The organism is Paenibacillus helianthi (assembly GCF_001909055.1).
GTDB classification, from domain to species: domain Bacteria; phylum Bacillota; class Bacilli; order Paenibacillales; family Paenibacillaceae; genus Paenibacillus_AQ; species Paenibacillus_AQ helianthi.
On sequence record NZ_LVWI01000034.1, the window covers coordinates 168,329 to 188,697 of the forward strand.

The 20,369-nt window shown below is 48.5% G+C and carries 24 protein-coding genes and 1 pseudogene; 7 read left to right on the forward strand and 18 right to left on the reverse strand.

The window, feature by feature from the left end; translation table 11 throughout:
• The first annotated feature begins 181 nt into the window (after positions 1–181).
• Entirely contained in the window at positions 182–715 is a 534-nt protein-coding gene (locus A3844_RS10365; protein ID WP_074083991.1) for a hypothetical protein, read from the forward strand.
• Between the two features lie 298 nt (positions 716–1,013).
• The gene (locus A3844_RS10370; protein WP_074107348.1) at positions 1,014–2,108 is read left to right on the forward strand and encodes a hypothetical protein; all 1,095 of its coding nucleotides are present in this window, start codon (positions 1,014–1,016) and stop codon (positions 2,106–2,108) included.
• A gap of 265 nt (positions 2,109–2,373) precedes the next feature.
• On the opposite strand, the gene A3844_RS10375 is transcribed toward A3844_RS10370, so the two are convergent.
• The 6 genes from A3844_RS10375 to A3844_RS10400 form a co-directional block, all read right to left on the reverse strand.
• Positions 2,374–2,583 carry an ImmA/IrrE family metallo-endopeptidase gene (locus A3844_RS10375; RefSeq protein ID WP_371916012.1) on the reverse strand — a complete coding sequence of 70 codons (210 nt, stop codon included), beginning with the start codon at positions 2,581–2,583 and terminating at the stop codon, positions 2,374–2,376.
• Between the two features lie 564 nt (positions 2,584–3,147).
• Positions 3,148–3,444 (reverse strand): spore coat protein, encoded by a 297-nt coding sequence (locus A3844_RS10380; RefSeq protein ID WP_074107349.1) that lies wholly within the window; start codon positions 3,442–3,444, stop codon positions 3,148–3,150.
• Positions 3,445–3,455: 11 nt separating this feature from the next.
• Positions 3,456–3,656: a hypothetical protein gene (locus A3844_RS10385; protein WP_074083995.1), complete on the reverse strand. Its 201-nt coding sequence runs from the start codon at positions 3,654–3,656 to the stop codon at positions 3,456–3,458.
• Between the two features lie 31 nt (positions 3,657–3,687).
• Complete coding sequence (locus A3844_RS10390) at positions 3,688–4,824, reverse strand: zinc-dependent alcohol dehydrogenase (RefSeq protein WP_074083996.1); 1,137 nt, start codon at positions 4,822–4,824, stop codon at positions 3,688–3,690.
• Positions 4,821–5,207 (reverse strand): spore coat protein, encoded by a 387-nt coding sequence (locus A3844_RS10395; protein WP_074107350.1) that lies wholly within the window; start codon positions 5,205–5,207, stop codon positions 4,821–4,823. Before A3844_RS10395 ends, A3844_RS10390 begins: the two co-directional genes overlap by 4 nt.
• Positions 5,208–5,219: 12 nt before the next feature.
• A complete protein-coding gene (locus tag A3844_RS10400; protein WP_074083998.1) occupies positions 5,220–5,462 on the reverse strand; it encodes a spore gernimation protein GerQ in 243 nt (80 codons plus the stop codon).
• A gap of 887 nt (positions 5,463–6,349) precedes the next feature.
• On the opposite strand from A3844_RS10400, the gene A3844_RS32290 reads away from it, so the two are divergent.
• Complete coding sequence (locus A3844_RS32290; RefSeq protein ID WP_143192064.1) at positions 6,350–6,517, forward strand: restriction endonuclease; 168 nt, start codon at positions 6,350–6,352, stop codon at positions 6,515–6,517.
• A 215-nt stretch (positions 6,518–6,732) separates the two neighbouring features.
• On the opposite strand, the gene A3844_RS10405 is transcribed toward A3844_RS32290, so the two are convergent.
• Positions 6,733–6,942: an ImmA/IrrE family metallo-endopeptidase gene (locus A3844_RS10405; RefSeq protein ID WP_425270600.1), complete on the reverse strand. Its 210-nt coding sequence runs from the start codon at positions 6,940–6,942 to the stop codon at positions 6,733–6,735.
• A 414-nt stretch (positions 6,943–7,356) separates the two neighbouring features.
• On the opposite strand from A3844_RS10405, the pseudogene A3844_RS10410 reads away from it, so the two are divergent.
• Positions 7,357–7,947: pseudogene (locus A3844_RS10410) on the forward strand (transposase); the annotation flags it as partial.
• A 297-nt stretch (positions 7,948–8,244) separates the two neighbouring features.
• On the opposite strand, the gene A3844_RS10415 reads toward A3844_RS10410, so the two are convergent.
• From A3844_RS10415 to A3844_RS10440, 6 genes are read right to left on the reverse strand one after another with little or no spacing between them, the layout of a single operon-like run.
• Positions 8,245–9,375 carry a YheC/YheD family endospore coat-associated protein gene (locus A3844_RS10415; protein ID WP_074107352.1) on the reverse strand — a complete coding sequence of 377 codons (1,131 nt, stop codon included), beginning with the start codon at positions 9,373–9,375 and terminating at the stop codon, positions 8,245–8,247.
• Positions 9,357–9,878: a GNAT family N-acetyltransferase gene (locus A3844_RS10420; RefSeq protein ID WP_074084001.1), complete on the reverse strand. Its 522-nt coding sequence runs from the start codon at positions 9,876–9,878 to the stop codon at positions 9,357–9,359. The genes A3844_RS10415 and A3844_RS10420 overlap by 19 nt, the downstream gene beginning before the upstream one ends.
• A 32-nt stretch (positions 9,879–9,910) precedes the next feature.
• The gene (locus tag A3844_RS10425; RefSeq protein WP_074107353.1) at positions 9,911–11,023 is read right to left on the reverse strand and encodes a YheC/YheD family endospore coat-associated protein; all 1,113 of its coding nucleotides are present in this window, start codon (positions 11,021–11,023) and stop codon (positions 9,911–9,913) included.
• Positions 11,020–12,393: a YheC/YheD family endospore coat-associated protein gene (locus tag A3844_RS10430; protein ID WP_074107354.1), complete on the reverse strand. Its 1,374-nt coding sequence runs from the start codon at positions 12,391–12,393 to the stop codon at positions 11,020–11,022. Before A3844_RS10430 ends, A3844_RS10425 begins: the two co-directional genes overlap by 4 nt.
• A gap of 40 nt (positions 12,394–12,433) precedes the next feature.
• A complete protein-coding gene (locus A3844_RS10435; RefSeq protein WP_074107355.1) occupies positions 12,434–13,576 on the reverse strand; it encodes a YheC/YheD family endospore coat-associated protein in 1,143 nt (380 codons plus the stop codon).
• Positions 13,577–13,586: 10 nt separating this feature from the next.
• On the reverse strand, positions 13,587–14,954 hold the full coding sequence (locus A3844_RS10440) for a YheC/YheD family endospore coat-associated protein (protein WP_074102477.1): 1,368 nt from the start codon (positions 14,952–14,954) through the stop codon (positions 13,587–13,589).
• 137 nt (positions 14,955–15,091) lie between these two features.
• Here A3844_RS10440 and A3844_RS10445 point away from each other — a divergent pair, with 137 nt between their 5' ends.
• Positions 15,092–15,436: a YlbF family regulator gene (locus A3844_RS10445; protein ID WP_074084006.1), complete on the forward strand. Its 345-nt coding sequence runs from the start codon at positions 15,092–15,094 to the stop codon at positions 15,434–15,436.
• A 117-nt stretch (positions 15,437–15,553) separates the two neighbouring features.
• On the opposite strand, the gene A3844_RS10450 is transcribed toward A3844_RS10445, so the two are convergent.
• Positions 15,554–16,129, reverse strand: coding sequence for an LURP-one-related family protein (locus tag A3844_RS10450; RefSeq protein WP_208619412.1), 576 nt, complete (start codon positions 16,127–16,129; stop codon positions 15,554–15,556).
• Positions 16,130–16,304: 175 nt separating this feature from the next.
• Between A3844_RS10450 and A3844_RS10455 the strand changes: the two genes are divergently transcribed.
• Together A3844_RS10455 and A3844_RS10460 are read left to right on the forward strand one after the other, a co-directional pair.
• A complete protein-coding gene (locus tag A3844_RS10455; protein WP_074084008.1) occupies positions 16,305–16,592 on the forward strand; it encodes a hypothetical protein in 288 nt (95 codons plus the stop codon).
• Between the two features lie 206 nt (positions 16,593–16,798).
• Complete coding sequence (locus tag A3844_RS10460; RefSeq protein ID WP_074084009.1) at positions 16,799–18,133, forward strand: DRTGG domain-containing protein; 1,335 nt, start codon at positions 16,799–16,801, stop codon at positions 18,131–18,133.
• A gap of 141 nt (positions 18,134–18,274) precedes the next feature.
• On the opposite strand, the gene A3844_RS10465 is transcribed toward A3844_RS10460, so the two are convergent.
• The 4 genes from A3844_RS10465 to A3844_RS10480 form a co-directional block, all read right to left on the reverse strand.
• Entirely contained in the window at positions 18,275–19,126 is an 852-nt protein-coding gene (locus tag A3844_RS10465; RefSeq protein ID WP_074107357.1) for a leucine-rich repeat domain-containing protein, read from the reverse strand.
• 31 nt (positions 19,127–19,157) lie between these two features.
• Positions 19,158–19,445 (reverse strand): YtpI family protein, encoded by a 288-nt coding sequence (locus A3844_RS10470; protein WP_074084011.1) that lies wholly within the window; start codon positions 19,443–19,445, stop codon positions 19,158–19,160.
• A 69-nt stretch (positions 19,446–19,514) separates the two neighbouring features.
• Positions 19,515–20,018 (reverse strand): sporulation membrane protein YtrI, encoded by a 504-nt coding sequence (locus A3844_RS10475; RefSeq protein WP_074084012.1) that lies wholly within the window; start codon positions 20,016–20,018, stop codon positions 19,515–19,517.
• A 7-nt stretch (positions 20,019–20,025) separates the two neighbouring features.
• Complete coding sequence (locus A3844_RS10480; RefSeq protein WP_074107358.1) at positions 20,026–20,349, reverse strand: YtrH family sporulation protein; 324 nt, start codon at positions 20,347–20,349, stop codon at positions 20,026–20,028.
• Positions 20,350–20,369 lie beyond the last annotated feature (20 nt).

A 20,369-nucleotide genomic window follows, 5' to 3' on the forward strand; every position in this document is an offset into this window, starting at 1 on the left:
TTTGCTCCATGCGTGGATTTTGTGATAGCCATCTATAATACCATCCTAAAATTATGAATAAAATGGGCTATATTCAAATTATATCCTTTTAAAAAGAAAATATTTACATAAATAGATAATTGTTGTACGATTTTGATGTGGTGATATTTAAAGCATATTTTGTATGAACATAAAGAGGGGAATGATCATTATTAATAAAAATAAAAAAATATTATTGAATATATTCTTACTTTCAATGTTTATAACATTTAGCGGGTGTGATGACAGTCATACTGGAATTGTTGAGATCATGGGTGGGAAAGAGAAAATTGAATTTAAAACATTGAATAATACCGAAAAAGGTTCTTCATTAAACGACACAAAAAAAATATTTTTATTTGCCTTTGAGGGAGGGAATTCAAAAAAAATTAAATTTTTAAAAAGTGGTGATGAAATTTCGCTGGATTTTGGATCGAATCCACCTGACAAACTTTCCATAAGTGATGGATTAATTAATTCGAATGGAGATTATTTATATACTCCTAAAGAAATAGTCGAGGTTCCATACGTCAAAAAGAAAGGAATTTATAGCTTTAAATTAGAAACACACATTGCATCTCGATTGAGTTCCTACTATAAGAAAGATAAAACTGTATTTAGAGGTTTTATAATAGATGCATTCTGGGGGAATGGTGAATATAAATACGCATTTGTTATCGAATCAAACGCGCTCTAAGAAGGCTGTTTTATTACGTGAAATTTAGGAAGGGCAAGGGGGAGAAGTAATCCGGTGATGCAAAATCCTTGTTTTTCTTGGATTTTGAGAATACCACTGCAATCTGAGCTCTCAATGTCAATTGTGCCAATACCCTATCAAACCATATCTATCATACGGTATAGCGAAGAATAATCAGCTATTAACTGAGGGAGGTGGGAAACATAAGAAATTAGAGTTTAGCTATAGAGATAATTAACATTCTTGTCATGCTGTAATAACAAATCACGAAAAACTAACAATTTGAGAGGGGATTCAAATGAAAATTAAAGAAAAATCTATTTCTTTCCTTTCTGTAATTCTATCTGTTTTAGTTTGTGTTAGTTTGTTTTCAATTCCTGCCTATGCCAACGAGACCAATGAATTACATACAGCAGCAATAGGTTATGATTATCCTATAAAACCTGGAACAAGTTCATGGAATGAATTAACTGATCACACAAAAATGATAGAGGTATCTCAAATTCCCGATGATACTCTGAAGAAATTAACAACAAACGAGTTAATAGAAACAGTATTGAACTATCCGCTTTTAATGGATATTTATGCGTATGATACTCTTCAACAAGGTATTGATGCGGTATCGAAAACGTTTAACGGAATTCAAGAGTTATACCAAAGAGAGGATGCACCTAATAAACTTATTGAAAAGTATCAACAAATGCCTGTAGCAAATTATGCGAAAACAGTTACTTCAAAACAAATATTTGATTTATCTAATATGGAAATAATTTTAAGACAAGATGAAATACAACAAAAACTCAACACATCTGAGACTGAAAAGTTAGAAAAAGAAGTGGAGAATAAATATTTCCAAAAACAATCCCAAAAGAATATTTATGGCTTGACTGCAGCAAGTTCCTATTCGGTAATGGCAGAAAAACAAGGAATAAGCGAAGGTACAATGTCAAGTTATACTGTGTATACACCAAAAGGTACGGCAGTACAGGTTGATAAGAATGCTGAGCAATTGTCTTCTGCTGAAAAAAAAGCGGCTAATAATTATGTGGCAACTAATTATTCAAGCGCTACCCTATTAAGCTCTGCTACATCAATTTATAACTGCCACTCCTACGCATGGTATAGCCAATCGACAAGTAATCCATATTGGATGAATTATCCGAATTCTTATATGACTGATGGGAGCTATGATCAAAGTTCTTCTCCATCCGTGGGAGGCAAAGTCTATTATAGTACAGCTGGAAATGAACATTCAGGTGTAGTAACCAGTTTAGGAAGAAAAACTGGATATTATGTGACTTCTAAATGGGGGCAATTGGGACTTGTTCAACATTACTATACCACATGTCCTTATTATGTAAGTGATAGTGCCCTAAGATATTATTATAGATAATATGAATTTTAATTTGGCGTGTGCAAACCATGGGGGTTGCAAAGTGTGGTAGCTCTAAGGGTCAATTCTATGGATGTAGAAGTTTTCCAGGTTCTTTGAATTCTCTGGATTTTAGGTATGATTTTCTAAAAAAAAGACCATGGTATGTGACGGAAGTCGCATGCCGTGGCCTGTTCTATTAAAAAAGTATTTCTTTCTCGGTGATAACAATTAGATATATTTATAATTCAAAATCAGGAATTTTCTTTAAATGTTCAAACCGGCATTAACAACTCCACTGCAAATTGATTGGCTTCCCGTTCAATCCGATCCACAGAATAAGAGTGAGTCTTCGGAGAAAAGGAGTGTTCACGTTCGGATGTAAAATGACATGCCCTAATTCATGAGCACAAGTGAAACGTTGATCCTGCTGAGAGGCAGTGTTATTGATATGTATCATCTGTAATCGACGACTGGAATTGTAGTAGCCTAACATGTCACCCAACAATTCAAAAAGCCCTGCACAGTTTGAAGACTTAAGGTCTGCAAAAAGCACCGCCAAGCAAAAAAAGCTTGATTCAAAAAACGATAGATGACATCTTTACCGGGAAGATCCGCTTAACGGGAATCTGAACCCGGGTTCCCCGTTGTGATGTAGTTCCATCCCCTAATTGACCTTAATGTTTGCTCCCCATGACCATACACTACCCTTTGTTTTGGATACAACTGTAAACTGTGATCCACGATCAATAGCTGCGTCGGGAATATTTATTTATTAGATGGTTAATTTGATTTTCATTAAATCCGTTATAGATTGAAGCTGATTAAAGCACAATCCACACACAACAGCCCCTTCCGCATACCTGTGATAGGGACCATTTCAAAATAAAATGTAATTTGGCATCTATCTCCAGTTTGATACCTTGGCGGGTGCACCAGTCTTTGACGTGAACCTGTTAGACTATACGGGGAGCATTCTGTTCTGCCAAGTCTCCGGATAAATCAAAAACGCGCCTGAACCATGGTGGTTTTGCGCGTTTTGTCGGAACGAAATACGGTGTCAGGACGGAATGTTCATAGCGGTCTGAATGTTTTTCAGATCGAGCTGAATTTGCTCTGGAATATGGTAGGGATGATAAAGGTCCCGCTGCATCATGTAGATTGTTATCTTTTCATGGGAGTCTATGGCTTCGTCGAGCTGTTTCATCAAGATTTGCTTGATTTCTGGGGTGGCACATTCGGTCACGGCCATGGCGTAGTTTCTGACCACGCTCTTTGCGTTCATCAGAAAATCCATTGCGATCACGTCGTCGGTTAACGTATGAAGCCCTGTCACGTGTTCTAAGATTGGGTTCATGTTATCATCTCCTATGGGTTCACTTTAGAAAGCACTCCACCGAGCTCTTGAAGCTGCTGCTGTGATAATTGCACATCTTGCTGCAAAATTTGTAAGAGCCCTGGGTCGGTTACCAGAGCTTGCATGGTTTTAGATTTGGTCATACAAACGGTCTTGAACGCAGCTATTTCATGAACCTCCAGCATCTCATGCAAAGCATAATTGAAATTCATTTGGATTGTCCTCCCATGTATCTCTCCATATTCAAGGCTTTAAGACGACTTTGATGCAATCGTCCATTTTCGTATCGAACACTTCATAGCCGCGCTTGGCTTCGCTGAGCGGAATGACGTGCGTAACAATGTCTCCAGGGTCCACTTTGCCCGAAGTAACCAACTCGTACATATACGGCATGTAGTGAATGACCGGAGCTTGTCCAGAACGGATATTCACGTTGCGCTGCATGATATCGCCGAGCGGGAATCCGTTATAGCGTCCGCCGTATACCCCAGTGACTTGGATGGTCCCGCCTTTGCGGACAGCCTGAGATGCAATGATAAATGCGCTCATAGTGCCGCCCTGCAGTTTCAAACCGCTGGCTAGGAATTCAAGATCGCTCATCTTACCGTCCATCCCTACAGCATCAATTACGACATCGGCTCCGCCTTTGGTCATTTCTTTGAGAGTGTTGCCGATATTCTTATCCTGTTCGAAGTTTACGATTTCCACATTATTCGTTCTCTTCGCATGCTGTAAGCGGTAATCGACATAGTCGACAGCAATGACCCGCTTTGCTCCTTTCAGCCAGCAGAATTTCTGGGCCAGAAGTCCAACCGGACCGCAGCCGAGCACGATGACCGTATCTCCATTCTTTACGCCGGCATTATCTACGCTCCAGAATGCCGTCGTCATGGCATCAGCGATCAAGCTTAGCTTCTCGTCCGGTTGTTCGCAGCTTTCGGGAATTTTGAAGTGGGTAAAATTTGCAAACGGAACCCGTAAATACTCGGCTTGCCCGCCAGGGTATCCGCCGGTCGTTCCGGAGTAGCCGAAATATGCGCCCATATCCCCGTGTTCGTTTGAGTTGTCACATTGGCTTTCAAGATGATTTTTGCAAAAAAAACATTCTCCGCAAGCGATGTTGAATGGGATAATGACGCGATCGCCCTTCTTTACCTTTGTCACGCCGGGGCCTACTTCTTCTACGATCCCCATCGGTTCATGCCCGATGACATAGTTCTCCTGAAGGTTAGGGATCATCCCGTGAATAAGGTGAAGGTCAGAACCGCAAATGGCGGTACTGGTGATCTTTACGATCATATCGTCCGATTTCTCAATCTTCGGATCCGGTACCTCTTTGACCACGACATTTTTAATCCCTTGATACGTTACAGCTTTCATGCTTTATGTCCTCCAGTATGTTCATCTGGGGTCCGATCAAACATCCCTTTACGTGATGTATCATCCGGGAACAAATTCATCTGACCGATCATCACCGTATTTTTCGCTGAAAGCTGGTCGAGCTGGTACTGTTCGTTAAGCTTGTAAGGATGGAACCATTTTTTACGAATCATGAGCTCTGTGATTTCTTGGTGCATTGCAATCCCCTGCTTAAGATGATTGTGCAGCAGCGCTCTTACATCCGGAGAAGCCGTTTCTGTCAGGGCGATGGACAAATTCCGCACACCTTCCTTGGCACGAAGAAGGAAGTCCATTGCAAAAGTCATGTCTGCCATTTCCGGCATATTTAATGAATTAATCGGGTCTAAATAATCAGCATTCATTGGCGTTCCCCTTTAATGTGTTATAGGTGTCGGGCTATTCGGAACAGGCGCTTGGAAAGGAGCTCTTGCATAGATTGTTTGCAGCTCGGCGATCTGTTGTATGGATTGAATTACATCTTTCTGCATTAAGGCTTTTAGCTCTTGGTCAAAGACCAAGCCTTGCATAAGTTTTGACTTAGCGAGGCAGAGTGTTTTAAAGTTTAAGGCTTCATGAAGTTCCATCGATTCGTGCGGCGCTAGTGTTGGCGTATTCATTGAGATATTATCACCTCCTTATTCTTCAACCTTAGATTTTCCGACGCATTGGATTTTATACTAATGTGGGATACGTATATTCCCATGCAGTCGCAGGAATATAAACAAAATTTTAACTGCATACTTATTTCTGTTTAAGGGAGGAGGATTAACTGTGCCTAATAAAAATAAAATTAATCTAGGCACTGAAAATATATGAAAACAGGCAGAGGGTACACTTAATTCGAGCAGTAAAAAGCAGCACATCGTTAAAAGAATCATATTGGTCAGACACTAATCCAGAAGTAAAGTATGATGTAGAAGCAAGAAAACAATTGCTTTTAAATGGAAAATACTTTTTCAATATAAAAATAAACACCAATAGCGAAACCCATGGAGCTCTTTAGCATCCGCGAAGCTTCGCTCTATCGTCCGTTCTATGAATAGATTGTATGGCATTAACGCGGTGTCATCTTAAATTAATATATTCAGCTGTCGAGACTTTCTCGACAGCCTGAAACACATTAATGTGTTTTCCGTTAATGTAATCCTCCGTTTTCTTTTACACGGGTTGGTTGTTCAGCCTTCAGAGGGTAGCTAAGTTATTATAAAAGGCCCCATTTGTTAAAACATGGATTTGCCACACATGCAGTTCAAACAGAGAAAATATCTGTTGATATTGTTAAAACGCTTTAACATTAAAAGGATATTGAAGTGACTTTTTATCATTCAGCTCCCACAACTCAGGCAGGTATCAGAACAATTAATTCATTGAATTCTTGAGGAGCGAGCAGATGAACTTAAAGAAAAAAATAATGATAACCGTGAAAAGGTGGAACTATGTCCAAAGTGGTTGGAGGAATGTGCACTATTGATTCAGTTTGTCCAACCAAGATGGCTTGTGTTGGATGCTGAGCAAAAGTGCCGCAACCAGAGTGCATTATGGAGCGTCGGAAGCTTGGGTTGTATCGATCAGCGATTATACAGCGACTGCGTATGATCTGGCGAAATCCAACAGGGTTCTCAAAGGGTTAATTCTACGGCTGCAGCAGCTTTCCCAAATGCCGGCATATTAAAACAATCGAAATAGTGTAACAGATCACTAACCCATTACCAGGTCTTTAAATACTCTGGATTTGAGGCATTCTCTTTTGAAAAACAGGCTATGGTATGCGACGGAAGTCGCATGCCGTGGCCTGTTCTATTAAAAAAGTATTTCTTTCCCGGTGATAACAATTAGATATATTTATAATTCAAAATCAGGAATTTTCTTTAAATGTTCAAACCGGCATTAACAACTCCACTGCAAATTGATTGGCTTCCCGTTCAATCCAATCCACAGAATAAGAGTGAGTCTTCGGAGAAAAGGAGTGTTCACGTTCGGATGTAAAATGACATGCCCTAAATCATGAGCACAAGTGAAACGTTGATCCTGCTGAGAGGCAGTGTTATTGATATGTATCATCTGTAATCGACGACTGGAATTGTAGTAGCCTAACATGTCACCCAACAATTCAAAGAGCCCTGCACAGTTTGAAGACTTAAGGTCTGCAAAAAGCACCGCCAAGCAAAAAAAGCTTGATTCAAAAAACGATAGATGACATCTTTACCGGGAAGATCCGCTTAACGGGTGTCCACTTTTTATTCTATTGAGCATTTTGCAATAATCCAAGCCCTTGTTACACAAAGGGATTTTGGATATAAAAAAGGACTTCACCCCAACTTGGAGAAGTTTTTTGGTGACCAAACCAAAACACTCAAGAGGAGGAAGCCCCTTTTGTATATTCTCCAAGAAAGTCTATTTTCCTTTGAAGAGCTTCAAAAAATCGAATCCAAAGAACGACTGCCCATCTTTTTCAGTGCATTGGACTTACGACCTTACGCCAAAGAATTGAGAAATCCTTCACCCCGAGGAGCCCATGTGAACGATGGAGATGAAGGGCCTGCGCTCATGACGCTTGCCGCTGCGAGATCTAAAGCGAAATTCTTCATGCTGGATGCGGGCTATGACCAAATGAAAAACTACGAGGCGGCCCGGAACGTCAAGGCCCAAGCCATCATTCCGCTGAATCCGCGGAATGAGAAGGAACCGCCAGCAGGAATGACCCGCAAAGGCACGCCCTGTTGTTCAATGGGATTTCCCATGACGTATTGGGGACAGGAAAAGGTACATTTACGTTGTCCACATGCGACAGGTCAAGTGGATTGTCCTTTGGGCATGGCTGCTTGTTCGTCCTCCAATTATGGCATGGTGGTTAAAGTCAACAGTCAAACGGATCTCCGGCGTTATGCTCTGCCGCATCGGGAAAGCCGAGGCTGGAAGGAACTTTACAATAAACGAACCAGTGTGGAACGATGTAATTCTCGAATGAAGACCTATTTAACCGCAGACCAACTCCATGTTTGGGGGATTCAAAAAGTCACTACCCACCAATATTTAAATGCGATTGTGTTACTTGCCTCTGCTCTGGCCATCGCGAGGCAACAAGTACAGAACGCCGCTTAAAAATTTCAGATTCATTGAAATTCTGTCCGTCTGCCCATTTGCAACCCAAAACTCAAAAATGGAGCTTTGGATGTTGGCCTGACTATGACTTTGTATCGAAAATTGAATTATGCAAAATGCTCTATTTGCAAAACTGATCCACGATCAATAGCTGCGTCGGGAATATTTATTTATTAGATGGTTAATTTGATTTTCATTAAATCCGTTATGGATTGAAGCTGATTAAAGCACAATCCACACACAACAGCCCCTTCCGCATACCTGTGGAGGGGCTGTTGTTGTGTCGAAGAACATCTTCTATTCCTCAACCTTCTTTACCGAACTCGGCGTGTTCTTGTTCTTATACACCCACATTGCATATTCCAGCGGGCGCATCAGCGCTTTGCGGTAGGTGCCGCTGTCGCCGGAGCGGGCGAAGACCTCGCGGGCGGGCTTGGGGTTAACCTCCAGCACGTAGATGTGTCCCTCGCGGTCAATGGCGAGGTCCAGCGCCAGCTCGCACAAGGCACCGAAGCTCTCCTCCAGAAAGGCTGCGGCATCGAGGCCCAGCTTCTCTGCGGTCTTCATGGTTTTGCCGGCCTTTTCTTCGCTGCCGAGCCATTGCTTCAGCAGGATCTCAGCGCGGATGGCATGGCCGCCGCCGTGCAGGTTCGAGGTGACGCTGCGGGCGGCGCCCACGCGGCCGGCCATGCCGGTCAGCTCCCATACGCCCTGGCCATTCTTTTGCACAAGCATGCGGTAATCGTGGTAGCGTCCGCTCGGTAGGCGCAGCGGGATACCCTGCTGCACCAGGAAGCGTCCGCCGAGACACCACTGGCGCACAATGGAATCCAGGCGGCTCAGCGACACCTTCCGGGGCGCGATAATCTGCCGGCTCTGGCGGCGTCCCTGGATATCGTAGAGGGATTTGCCTTGGCCCTGCCGTTCGATCCGAAGGATGCCGCGTCCACCTGTGCCGTTAATCGGCTTGACATAGACGACCGGACTGGATTTCAGCATCCGGTGAAGGTCAGCGGAGGACTGATACAGTAACGTTTCCGGCATGTGCTGCCGGAAGCGGCTCCGCTGGGAGAACGTCTGGTGGACGGTCCATTTATTGCGCAGCGGCCGGTTCAGGAAGGTCAGATGATTGTACCGCGCGCGGAAGCGCAGCAGCTGCTGGAACCGCTCACTGCGCTGAATCCGGCAGCGGTCATAGATCATATGCGGAAGGGAGCGCCATTTGCGCGACCATGTTCCGCTTTTCACATCGTAGACGAGAGCATTAATCTGATCTTTGCTGGCATGAACATCGGCGGGGGTGAAAACAAAGACATCCAGGCCAATCCGGCTGCCTTCAATAATCATCCTCCGGTATACGCTTTTCTCTTCAAGCTGCCTCGCTTCGTTCAAATAGAGCGTAAGGATGCCTAAGACGGGTTCTGGCACAGGAGTTCACCTTCTTGTGGAAGAGTTATGGACGGGCTGCCTGGGAGAAACGGCGAACGGAGCAGTAGTGTGGGTTTGCCGGTAGGGCCATCGTTTAGAGCCACCGCTACAAGCCCAGTATTGAAGCACATCTTCAAGCTTGCCGTATTGTCGCAGGCTACTGTGCATTCCAGACTGCCCAGGCGTTCGAGCTGTGCGGACAGCAACGCCGTTCCGGTATGACGGTTCCGGTACAAGGGATGGACGGCAACAAGGCTGGCATCCTTGCCGAAGCCGGACACGAAGCTGACGCCGGCAAGCTGTCGTCCGTTCTGGCCGCGTACCGTGGCAACCAGCAGAGACACACCAGGCTGTGACAGCTGCTCCGGTGTGAGCCGGGCCAGCACTCTGCAACCGCGAAGTGTGATTCGCCGCTCACCGTGCTCCCTCAAGAACTCCAGCAAACCCGCCAGCCTGATTTTCCACCGCACCGGATCAGTGTCATAAATGGAGGATATCTGCATGGTGTGTCACTTCCTTTACTGGATTTCTTAGGCTACTTGCTCTGACGGGACAGATGCTGGCCGTAGTGAAAGATCCGTTCGAGCGACAGCTTCCGGATCGCGGGCTCATCGAATTTCATCGGACGGGAGTTGGCCTCGAAGAACCACAGTCCGCCTTCCTCATCCACACCCAAATCCATGGACATCTCTCCAAGCCGGGTTTCCGATGCCCGTTCAATTTGCCGGGCGATCAGCAGTGCGGTCGTAGGGACATTCTTCAGAATAGCTGCCGTCCGCTCGGTACCGAAGGTGCCTTCCAGCATGGTGGCAGGCTCCTCAATGCTGCCCCCGCGCGGAACATGGGTCGTAATGCTCCGGGCCCCCGCCAGCCGTGCACCGATTCCGGTTACCGCCCAGGCCCCTTTGCCGTTCTTTTGAAGAAGCACACGCAGATCAAAAGGGCGGCCGCGGTGTGCAGCAAGCGCAATCGCCTGCTGTACAATGTAGCGTGAGCCTCCCCGTTCCCGTCCGATCCGTGACCAGAGACGCTCAATGGAGGCTGCTTTATAGGTCACATTTTTTTTGCCGCTCTGAATTTGCAGGCGGAAAGGGAGGCTGGTGTCCAGGCGGTACTTCAGACGCATGATCCCTTTGCCCGCTTTTCCGTTCTCTGGTTTGAGATAGAGGCTGTCATGGTTCTTCAGCATCGCAACCAGCGTATTTGCACTGCGCAGTCGTCTTGTTTTGGGCACATGCTTAGAGGTGGCACGTGATTCCTTCAACCATTCAAACAAATTCCACTTATTAAAAAAACTAGGATTGTAAAGGTGGATTTCAGGATGCTCCAGACATTCTGCTATTTTGCGGGCGACAGGTGCTTTTTCCTCGTCTTCACGGTTGGGTATCCGGTTATATATGACCTGCGGCAGCGGCATGGGAGTACTGTACCAGATCTTGCCGCTGGGGGAGGGGACGTAGCCGTTCACCACCCGCTCATCCAGTTTCAGATCGCGGACGGTGACGACATACACCCAATATCCCATTTCCTTGCCGGTACGGATAATATCACGGAAGTTCTCGCGGTTGCCGCGGAACTGCCGCAGCCGGTCGCTGGTTGTCAGAATGGCGATCACAGGTTTGCCGGGGTCGGGAATTCGGCTGTTCACAATTCATCCCTCCTGCGGAATTTGCTGAGGTACAGACAATGCTCCAGAATATGCTCGACGGAAGCTTTGCCCTCAGCGCGCAGGGAAGGATGGCGAAAGATCGAGCGTCCCGGCTTGGCGTTTGCCTCAAACATCCAGATGTCCTCATCCTGGTCAATGCCAAGGTCAAAACCGATTTCACCGATCAGATGCCTATGCTGTATCTCCAGAGATTCGGCAAGCTTGACAGCCGTTGTTTTGGCCCGCTGCAGTACTTCGTCGGCTCTAGCCCCGAAGACACGCCCTAGAGCCTGCTGCGGAGTGAGCAGTGCGCCGCCGTTCTTAAGATGGGTGGTGACACTGCCCCGGCCGGCTTTTTTAGCGCCGATCCCGACGACAACCCACTGATTGCTGCCGTTCTTGTGCATGTGAAAACGGAAGTCGATCGGGCAGCTGTCAATTTCAATCAGCCGGATGCCCTGCTGCACCACATAGCTTTGCAGACTTTGGCCGTGCCGGCCCCGCAGCATCCGCATCAGGCTGTCGAAGCTGGCGAAGCGCAGAAGCACATTTTTACCATTCTTCCGGTAGCGGGCGAAGTAGCCCTTCTTCGGCAGGTAGGTCAGCCGGTAGATCCCGTGCCCCAGGCTGCCCGCCGAAGGTTTGTAATATACGAAATGATGGCGGTCGAGCATATCCCGCATTTGCTCGGGGCTTGGGTTGCTATGTGTTTCAGGCACGAAGCGACTCGCCGCGCTGTCATTCTCAAGCAGCCGGTAAACATCCGATTTATTGAAAAAACTCCAATTGAAATAAGGAATCTTCTTCCGTCCAAAACGTTCACGTAGCTGGTTGATGTAGGGAGAAGTCTCAGCTCTCCGGCTGGGGAGCCGGTTGTAGACGACATCCGGAAGCGGGACCAGCTTGCGTTCGAATTTACCGCTGGCGTTCAGGAAATAGCCATTGACCTGCTCCTGCTGCCAGTCAATGTCCCGCGGCATAAACGCGAAGATATAGCATTTGTTGCTTCCTTCCCGCAGCAGCTGTTTAATGAAGCCGGTACGGGAGCCAAAAGGCTGTGTCGAAGAAGACTGACCGTCGGACAACACGCCGACAAGCGGACCGAGCTGAACTTCATCATTCTGCAAATTTCGCAGATAGACGCCGCCGGAATTTGGAATTTTGATAGCACTCTTTACACCCGAGGCGAGAAAAAGATGTTTACCGGCACGTTTGATCGGCTTAATCATCGCCGGGATCGCATCTTTGCCCAGCCGCAGGCGGATATTTTTCTTACCGGTCAGTTTTAGGCTTCTCATCAGTTCACCCGAGACGTAGACTACTCTTTGGGGCTGCTTGGTAAAATGAACATTGCAAAAAGTGAGACCCATTTATGAATCCTCCTTAGGAACCATTGATTTCATTCTCCCGTTAATAACGGAGCGGTCCAGCGGCGAACACCCGGGTGTTCGCCGCTGAAGTAAGCAGCAGATGCCTGGTATAGCGCAGCGGGTTCTCGGCGGCGAGCCTAGCAGCCCGGCGGTCGCCCGTCAGCCGGAACACCGTGCGCCCTGGTTTGGAATTGACTTCGAGCAGATAGATTCTGCCGGCGGGATCCAGGCCGAAGTCGAGACCCAGCTCACCGAGTCTGCCGCAGGCCTCCTCCAGCAAGGGAGGCAGAAGAGCTGCTGCCGCGGCCAGCTCCTGCAGCAGTTCTTCTCCGGATTTCCCGTATTCTGCAAGCAGGAACGGCAGCGGAGCGACAGCTGTCCCACCGCCATGCAGATTCGAAGTAAGTGAATCTGGTCTGCCCAGCCGAACAGCCATGCCGGTCAGCATCCAGGCGCCATGGCCGTTCTTTTGCATAAGCACACGCACATCGAACGGCTGGCCGCAACTGTCTGTCAGCTGCAGATAAGGCTGTATAATATAGCGGCGCGAGCCGGTGAAATCCTGGACCCAGCCCAGACCTTCATCCAGCGAGCCGAACACATGTTGAAAAGGAAGGTTCACCCCATCCCGTCCGCGAAGGCTAATGCCTCCGCCTTTGCTTCGGGGCAACCTTACAGCATGAAGCGTGCGTTTGCCGTGCGAGCCGGCCCGTGGCTTCAGGAACACGCCTTGTTCTCTTTCCGCAAGCATGGTTCCGAGCTCCCCGGTATCCTTGTAGAGCCGGGTTTCGGGCAGAAGTCCGGCAGTTCTTCGGCTGCGCCGGAGTATTTCGTAGACCCCCCATTTATCCGGAATTCCGCGCGACCAGGGGAGGGAGCGTGAAAGGGCGGCCAAGGCGGAGGAAGCTGCTCTTTTTTCCTGCGGACTTGTGATCAGGCAACGATTGTACAGGACATCCGGGGCAGAGGTACATACAGACTTCCATTGCCCATCCTCCCAGGTATATCCGCTGACGGTTCGGCCGTCACTGGCTACGCCATACGGGTGGAACACAATGACCTGGAGATCATACAGCGGGGCCGCCCGGCACAGCCTTGTGCAGAACTCCGGTTCTGCGATAGGGGGATTCCCATGGCTTCGCCCTGTCATAATGCCCAGGAACCCCAATGCTGTCTCCGACATGATGTCCTCCTTATAACCCGGCCAGATAGCGGCAATATAGAATCATTTGCTTCACAGAAGGCCGGATCTTCTGATCGTTCAGCGGGGTATTGTCGTTCTTGGATGGCTTGGAATTGACCTCCAAAAGCCAAATTCTCCCGGATTGGTCCAGAGCGAGGTCGATACCCAGCTCTCCGAAATGCGCGGGAATGTATGTTTCTACACCTCTGGCGATAGCCAGAGCCGCCCGGGGCAGCTGGACCTGCGAGCTCTCTTTTACGCCAGAGGGCAGATTGCTCTTGGTGATCGCTTCCCGTACAGTGCTAAGCGTCCCGCCCCGGGCCAGATTGGAGACGAAATGATTGCTTCCAGCCGTACGGGCGACAATGGAGGTAACGCCCCATTTGCCGGTACCGTTCTTTTGCACAAGGGCGCGGAAATCGACAGGCCGCCGCCCCAGCTCCATCAGGTTCAGACCCTGCTGAATCTGATAACGCGTGGTCTTCATCTTGGGAGCGAAGGACTGGAACAGCTTGGTCAGGCTGGGATAACTTTGTTTGCGGGTACCCAGCGGGGTAGTGGATAACAGCTGGTAACCACCGCCCTCTTCCTTGGAAATGCGCAGAATCCCTTTGCCGAGACTGCCGCGAACTGGTTTGAGGAACACACTGTTATAGGTACCGCACATTTTCTTTAACACCGCAAAACCTTTCAGGGCATGGGATTCCGGTAAATATCTCTGCAGCGTGGCATCTTGCGCCAGCGCTTCAAACACCTCTGTCTTGTCAAGAAATTTTTCATTGAAAAAATGTGTACCATAGCGGGATTTTACATCGGCCAGAAAATGCTGTACGCTAGGTTTGTTCTCTACCTTTCGCGTCGTAAGCCGATTGTTGATCACATCGGCAACAGGAAGACTCAGCTTCCGCCAGCCCTCATCATATACCCAGCCCTGAATGGAAGAGCTGCGCGATTCCAGTGCTTCAGGGGTGAAGAAATAGACATAGGCGCCTTGCGCATGGCAGGCATTGGTAAGCTCCCGGCAGAACATGGTGATCGGGCCGAACAAACGGTCAGGATGATCCGGGTAGTCACGGCTCACCAGTACACCGATCATCGGCCCGAGGCGCAAGGTGCGGCTTCCCGAGCTGTAGGAGACATTGAGCGTAAGCCGCTGTCTGAGCCCGAGCCGGCGGGCCAGTGCTTCACTGACACGCAGACTGTCGGTTTTGGGAACCGGAATGACGGTAACCTCCTGCCGCAATGACCCGAAGGTGAGCTGGATGGAACCATGCGCCGGTATTTTGAGCCTCTTCATGGATTTGTCGCCAAGCATTACAGCGTTTTCCTGCAGGATGCCCGAGTGGACCGTTTGGACCGGGATCTTGAACTTAGACATCGTGGATCTCCTTCCGGTAGGCAGCATGATGCCGGCTATTGAATCTTTAGGGTTACATATCATTCATCATATGGAGACATCTGACCCTTGGTGATTGACCTATTCTTTATACTCACAAAACTTTAGGAGGAACTAATATGAACGTAATCGACAAGGCGCATGAATTGGCGCGTGCCATTAAAGACAGCAGCGAGGTCGCAGATATCGCAAGCGCAATGAAGGTGATTGAAGCGGATCAGGAGAGCAAGCGTATGCTCGATAACTTCCGTCAGAACCAGATTGAGCTGCAGCAGCGGATGATGAGCGGAGAAATGCCTCCACAGGAGGAAATGGAGAAGATGGAGAAGCTGTTCGAGGTGCTGAACCTGAATCTGGGCATCCGCAGATTGTTCGATGCGGAACGACGCCTCAGCGTGGTTATTGAGGATGTGAATAAAATCATTACAGACAGCCTGTCGCAAATGTACGGCGGGGCACAATAATCTCTTAGCCTGTATGATAGCTGCACCATCATGAAAAAACGGGGGTCATCCTTCAGCCTATGCGGCTGGAGGACGACCCCCGTTTTGTAGTTTCAACCTAATTTCAGCAGCTGTAGGCTAATCCTGCTTCCCCTCCACCGCGCACAACAGAATCCCGGCAGCCAGAGCGAGACGGCGGTCAAGCAGGCCTTTGCGGTCCTCGGAGAAGTCGGCGATAATTTTGGTGACAAAGGGATTGAAGTTTTGCCGGAAAGCAGGGATGGTAACGTCCCTGAGCTCAATGTTATATTTTTGCGGAATCAGTGTAATGAAACGTCGCAGCAGCGCCATGAGAGCGCTGTCTTCCTTGATCAATCCCATTTCGGAATCGTGGCTGTCCAGCAGAATCCATTCATCCTTCACAATCGATTTGAGCCCTTTGCGGCGCAGTGCGCCGAGATGTTCGCCAGTCTCCGAGTCATGCACATCATAGGTGGCGCTGAAATCAATGACATTGCGTGCCTTGATGCGCATCAGTTCCGTTGTCATACTCTCATCGTTGTAGATGGCAATATCTTCTTTCAGCTTGAAAGCCTTCATTTGCGAATACAGCACAAGCTCCTCTGAACTGTTGTAGATATGCAGTTTGGCTCCCATGATGGAGAATACCTTTTTACGGATTATGTACTCGGAATAGTTAAATGCATTGTTCAATGGAAATCCCTCCCTGGAATGCATCCATCATCTCATAACACGGCGGTCCTTGCTATAAGCAAAACTTCAACTTCATATGTTTTTTCATAACTTGTCTCATAATTCAGTTAGCGGGTTCATAGAGTAGAGATATAGATTCAATTGAACAACTCTTGGGAGAAAAGGAGCGGTCTTCATGAAAAAAAGAAACAAATTCAAGCATGTCATCTACATGCTGGCGGCACTGGCCATGCTGCTCTACGCGCTGCCGCAGCTGTCTTTTCAGAACGGCCCTGGCTGGGTGCTTGGTTTCGGTGTCGTCTGGTGTATTTTTGCCTTTCTGGTCATTGCTTCACATCTGCATTTCATTATCGGCGTGGATGAAGAGAAGCACAAACGGCTGGAGGCTGTCCGCAAGCATAAGCTGGAGCAGTGGCAGAGCAAGTGGAAGGATGAACCGGCCAGAGTGTCGCAAAGATCTTGAGTATCGGCATAGCAGATATGTTCATCCTCTGAGTCCGCTATAGCAGCGGGATCGGGGGATTTTTCATATGGTCCCCCAGCGAACATCAGGTTTTCCACTGGACAATCCATGCCATCCAAATGCCCGGACAAGCGGTTGTGCTCCTGTGTTCCAAAAGTGTATAATGGGTACAGAATAGTACAGATCGGAGCATGGGGGTGTAACAGTTGGAAGGTCAAGTCGATAACATAACCAAACATGAACAACTGCTGCAACACATCGAAAGCCTGAAGGTAGGGACCAAAATTTCCGTCCGCAAGCTGGCAAAGGAAATGGGTGTCAGTGAAGGTACGGCATACCGTGCAGTAAAGGAAGCCGAGAACCTCGGCATCGTCATTACCAAGGAGCGGATCGGCACCGTCCGGGTGGAAAAGAAACCCCGCAACATCTCCGACCAGCTGACCTTCGGGGATGTGGTTGATATCGTAGAAGGCCATGTGCTGGGCGGAGCGGATGGACTGAACAAACATCTGCATAAATATGTTATTGGCGCCATGAAGGTGGATGCGATGATCCGCTATATTGATGCGGACAGCCTGCTGATCGTCGGGAACCGTGAGGATGTGCACTCGCTTGCACTAGAGCAGGGAGCAGGGGTGCTGGTGACCGGGGGCTTCGGGACAAGCCGTGAAGTCAAGGCACAGGCCGATGAATTGGATCTGCCTGTGATTTCCTCGCGGCATGATACGTTTACGGTGGCATCGATGATTAACCGGGCGATTTTTGACCGGCTGATCAAGAAGAAAATTATGCTGGTTGAAGATATCGTAGATAACAAGCCCCGCCTGAACACACTCAAAATTTCCAGTACGGTCGGCGAGCTCCGTCAGCTGTCCTTAGACAGCGGGGAACAGCGCTTCCCGGTAACGGATGAGTGGAACCGGGTCATTGGGATCGTGGGCCGCCGCGATGTAGAGGAGCATGCCGAGGGGTTGAGTATTGAGAAAGCCATGATCCGCAGCCCGATTACTGCCGGGCTTCAGACCTCGCTGGCATCGGCGGCTCAGATTATGATGTGGGAGGGTATTGACTTCCTGCCGATTGTTGACCGCAACCGCAAGCTGGTCGGCTCACTGACCCGCAGAGAGGTGCTGCAGAGCCTGCGGGACGTCAGCAACCAGCCTCAGCTCGGAGAAACCTTCGATCATCTGATCTGGAACGGCTTTGCCGATGAGCGGGACGAGGAGGGGAAGCTGTTTTTCCATGGCTTTATTACCCCGCAGATGGCAACGGACCTGGGGACTATCTCCGAAGGCGTATTGTCAACATTGATGACGCTCTCTGCCTTCAAGGCGGCCAAGGATATCACGGGCAATGATTATGTGCTCGATAACATGTCTACCTACTTTATCCGTCCGGTTCAAATCGAGCACTCGATTATGGTGATGCCGAAGCTGCTGGAGATTAGCCGCCGGTCCTGCAAAATGGAAATCGAAATCAGCCACTTGGAAACTCTTGTCGCCAAAGCGGTGCTGCTACTGCAGTCGATAGATCATGGCTAATGGCCGCGGTTTTCCGTTAAGCAGACAAGCGAGTGCTACTAGATTCAACTATGGACTCTTTTTAAACGTCAGTCCTGCTATACTTGTTAAAAAGACTATCCCGTGCGCAGGCCGGAGATAGTCTTTTTGCGATACCACCCATTACAAATATACGATACAGCCGTTGTCCTCCAGCCTCCGCAGCCAGCCCGGAACGGTCAACTCCTGATTCCAGCGCAGGTCCAAGCGTTCCAGCCCCTTGATTTCCAGTAAAGATTCGGGGATTTCCATCAGATAATTACTTCTCAGATCCAGCTCCAATAGATTCGTCAATCGTCCGATTCTCTCAGGGAGCCCGGAAAGCCGGTTATTCCGCAGATTCAGCCTCCGCAGCCGGGTACATTCGGTTAAAGATTCCGGCACATGAAGCAACTGATTATCTTCAGCATCCAATACCCGGAGAAGCGTCAGTCCGCCAAATATCTCCGGGAGTCCGGAGAGACGGTTTTTTTTGAGATGCAGTTCCCTAAGGTTAACGAGTTTTCCGCAAGCTTCGGGTAAGGCAGTTAAATGATTGTTCATGACCCGCAGTTCGACCATTCTGGTAAGACCGCCAAGCTCAGCAGGTAATTCCGTAAGTGAATTATCGCTAAGGTTCAAATATTTCAGCTTTTCCAGCTGTCCTATTTCAGGAGGGACGGTGCGGAGACGATTGTTATGAAGATAGAGGTAATCCTCCAGCTGTGCCAGCTCTCCAATTTCTGCTGGAACCGTTTCGATTTGGTTATGGCCGAAATCCATCATTTTGACCTTGCAGAGGGTTTGGATTTCAGGTGGAATGCTCAGCAGCCTATTGACTGATAGATTTAAGATTTCCAGATTGTGCATCAGGAATACCTCATCGGGAATGCTGCTGAACATATTGTCATAGAGATTCAGATCGGTTACTTCACTTAAGGGCTGATCCAGATCCGGCATTGCTGCCAGCCTGCTGTGGGATCCATCGATTTTCACAGTGTTACCTCCTGAGTATCTTCTTCATTTTTCAAGCTTTGTAGAATCCATAGCTTCGCAGCCCGGAAAAAATGTTGAATGCCCCAATCAGTAGAAACACTGCCTCGATAATTACATTGACCGTGGAGCCGCGGAACACAAACATACAGATCAGGGAGAGCGACACCAGCATGGCGCCAAGCAGAATGTTCATGATAGAGCGTTTGACTCCTTTTTCCAGCGGGTCCTGTGCTCTGCGGGAATAGAAGCTGTAGACGGCGGCACCAATCAAACAGACCATCATCAGAATGAACAGCACATATTTGATGAACAGAATCATGGACAGGCAGCTCCTTTGTAGCCGGATGGTAAAAGCCGTGTTTTGCCAACTATTGTACCATGATTGTCCTCAGCTGCGTCTATAAGGACCGATTTCAACCCAGATTTGCAGTACGCCTTCCATGACGAGCATCGTGCGGATGCGGACAGCGTATTCCTTCTCGCGCACAATGTAGATTTTGCCGTCCAAAAGAAGCCGGGCCAGCTTGCCGTCAGTGTCAATATCGAACATGCTGCGCCCGCGCATCGGCTCAAGGTCTGTACTCATTTTGCGGATAATTTCCTTCATGGTGACGGGATCGAGGGGTGCAGTGCCTTCTTTCCCTGTGCTTTCCTCCGTGCGCAATTTGATTTCCCGGATCACAGTAGAGGTGTTGTTGTATTTCTTGAGTGTCTGGATATCCTTGCGGTACTGCTCGATCTGCACGCGGAGAGCCTGGTTATTCAGCCAGAGCACATTATAGCCCATATGAAAAATGGCGTTATACATGACGCTTCCCACAACCATTCCCAGCACAAAGACGGCGGAAATCTGCGAAAAGCGGCGGTAGCGCTGGAAGGGAGGAACCCTCATATCCTGCTCACCCCTTGCCGCACACCCATTTGATCAGCTCGCTGCCCATATGAGCGCCTAGAAAGGCGAAGACTAAATAAAGAACTTGCTTGATGGCTGGTGAGAGATTGCCGCCCAGCATGTTGCTCTCAATGACCCGCATCGGGTCGATAGTTCCGCCGACGGCGGCGGCAAGTGCCCAGATCTTAATCCGGTCGGCCACGTCCAGCATAGTTTGTGTCGGCGGCTGCAGCGAGACTACTGCCCCCATGCCGCCCAGCATGGCTCCTCCCAGCACAATCCCGAAAGCAATAAAGAAATCGAGGACGGCTTTGCTCAAAAAAATATTCATACAAAAAGGCCCCTTTCCGA

Bases quoted from the DNA above. Each gene is read 5' to 3' on its own strand.
- A3844_RS10370 (WP_074107348.1), top strand. From the start codon at position 1,014: ATGAAAATTAAAGAAAAATCTATTTCTTTCCTTTCTGTAATTCTATCT.
- A3844_RS10400 (WP_074083998.1), bottom strand. From the start codon at position 5,462: ATGAATACGCCAACACTAGCGCCGCACGAATCGATGGAACTTCATGAA.
- A3844_RS10365 (WP_074083991.1), top strand. From the start codon at position 182: ATGATCATTATTAATAAAAATAAAAAAATATTATTGAATATATTCTTA.
- A3844_RS10390 (WP_074083996.1), bottom strand. From the start codon at position 4,824: ATGAAAGCTGTAACGTATCAAGGGATTAAAAATGTCGTGGTCAAAGAG.
- A3844_RS10385 (WP_074083995.1), bottom strand. From the start codon at position 3,656: ATGAATTTCAATTATGCTTTGCATGAGATGCTGGAGGTTCATGAAATA.
- A3844_RS10480 (WP_074107358.1), bottom strand. From the start codon at position 20,349: ATGAATATTTTTTTGAGCAAAGCCGTCCTCGATTTCTTTATTGCTTTC.
- A3844_RS10470 (WP_074084011.1), bottom strand. From the start codon at position 19,445: ATGATTCTGTTCATCAAATATGTGCTGTTCATTCTGATGATGGTCTGT.
- A3844_RS10380 (WP_074107349.1), bottom strand. From the start codon at position 3,444: ATGAACCCAATCTTAGAACACGTGACAGGGCTTCATACGTTAACCGAC.
- A3844_RS10440 (WP_074102477.1), bottom strand. From the start codon at position 14,954: ATGTCTAAGTTCAAGATCCCGGTCCAAACGGTCCACTCGGGCATCCTG.
- A3844_RS32290 (WP_143192064.1), top strand. From the start codon at position 6,350: ATGCTGAGCAAAAGTGCCGCAACCAGAGTGCATTATGGAGCGTCGGAA.
- A3844_RS10375 (WP_371916012.1), bottom strand. From the start codon at position 2,583: ATGTTAGGCTACTACAATTCCAGTCGTCGATTACAGATGATACATATC.
- A3844_RS10435 (WP_074107355.1), bottom strand. From the start codon at position 13,576: ATGTCGGAGACAGCATTGGGGTTCCTGGGCATTATGACAGGGCGAAGC.
- A3844_RS10455 (WP_074084008.1), top strand. From the start codon at position 16,305: ATGAAAAAAAGAAACAAATTCAAGCATGTCATCTACATGCTGGCGGCA.
- A3844_RS10430 (WP_074107354.1), bottom strand. From the start codon at position 12,393: ATGGGTCTCACTTTTTGCAATGTTCATTTTACCAAGCAGCCCCAAAGA.
- A3844_RS10420 (WP_074084001.1), bottom strand. From the start codon at position 9,878: ATGCAGATATCCTCCATTTATGACACTGATCCGGTGCGGTGGAAAATC.
- A3844_RS10445 (WP_074084006.1), top strand. From the start codon at position 15,092: ATGAACGTAATCGACAAGGCGCATGAATTGGCGCGTGCCATTAAAGAC.
- A3844_RS10405 (WP_425270600.1), bottom strand. From the start codon at position 6,942: ATGTTAGGCTACTACAATTCCAGTCGTCGATTACAGATGATACATATC.
- A3844_RS10395 (WP_074107350.1), bottom strand. From the start codon at position 5,207: ATGAATGCTGATTATTTAGACCCGATTAATTCATTAAATATGCCGGAA.
- A3844_RS10475 (WP_074084012.1), bottom strand. From the start codon at position 20,018: ATGAGGGTTCCTCCCTTCCAGCGCTACCGCCGCTTTTCGCAGATTTCC.